Source organism: Caballeronia sp. LjRoot29 (genome assembly GCF_964252755.1).
In the GTDB taxonomy this organism is placed as follows: Bacteria; Pseudomonadota; Gammaproteobacteria; order Burkholderiales; family Burkholderiaceae; genus Caballeronia.
In genome coordinates this window covers 1-825 of the sequence record NZ_CAXUPU020000096.1, presented here as the reverse complement: position 1 = coordinate 825, position 825 = coordinate 1, and the positions used below count along the sequence as shown (strand labels likewise).

1 protein-coding gene is annotated in these 825 nt (G+C 51.3%); it reads left to right on the top strand.

Features of this window, described 5'->3' with window-relative positions; translation table 11 throughout:
• Positions 1 to 379: 379 nt before the first annotated feature.
• Entirely contained in the window at positions 380 to 802 is a 423-nt protein-coding gene (locus ACSQ83_RS35890) for an OsmC family protein (RefSeq protein WP_414949434.1), read from the top strand.
• The last annotated feature ends 23 nt before the right edge of the window (positions 803 to 825 follow it).

Here is an 825-nt window from a genome sequence, read left to right as displayed (position 1 = left end):
CGAGCCTTGGGCTCGGGCTGAATCCACCTAGGAGGAGGTGGAGGAGACAGAGCAAGTATATGAAGGGCTTTTGTGCAAAGCAAGTAAATTTGCATTATGGAATTGAATCTCACAATGTAAAATTAAGAAAATGCGAAAATTACTACAATTTATTATTTACAATCAATCACTTATCTAAAAATCAAAAACCCTTACACTCCCGAACCGCACTCGAAACACCTTATTTTCAGTAGGGAAATCGCCAATTCGTCTAATGTATTGCAACGCAACAATGCCGTGTCGCTGGCGCAATTGATGACATCGCTGCGATTCCTACAATCAGCTAAAACGCTACAATCAAGACGAGTAGACAAGCGTCTTCTCGCATTGGAGTTTTCTCATGGAATGCAAAGTTAGCTGGATGGGGCAGGACGGAATGGCGTTTGCCGCGGAAACGGGCAGCGGCCACCTGGTCACAATGGATGGCGCGCCCGAAGGCGGCGGCCGCAACCTTTCGCCGCGGCCAATGGAAATGGTCTTGCTCGGCACGGGCGGCTGCACCGCGTACGACGTCGTGATGATCCTGAAGAAAAGCCGTCAGGAAGTCGTGGGTTGCTCCGTAACGCTCAAGGCCGAACGCGCAAGCGAAGATCCGAAGATCTTCACGAAGATCCACTTCCACTTCACGGTGACAGGCAAGAACCTGAATCCCGCGACGGTCGAACGCGCGATCACCCTCTCGCACGACAAATACTGCTCGGCGTCGATCATGCTGGCGAAGACGGCTGAATTGACCCATTCCTTCGATATCGTCGCGAGCTGATTCCGCGCTCGAAGAAATGCAGG

Bases quoted from the DNA above. Each gene is read 5' to 3' on its own strand.
- ACSQ83_RS35890 (WP_414949434.1), top strand. From the start codon at position 380: ATGGAATGCAAAGTTAGCTGGATGGGGCAGGACGGAATGGCGTTTGCC.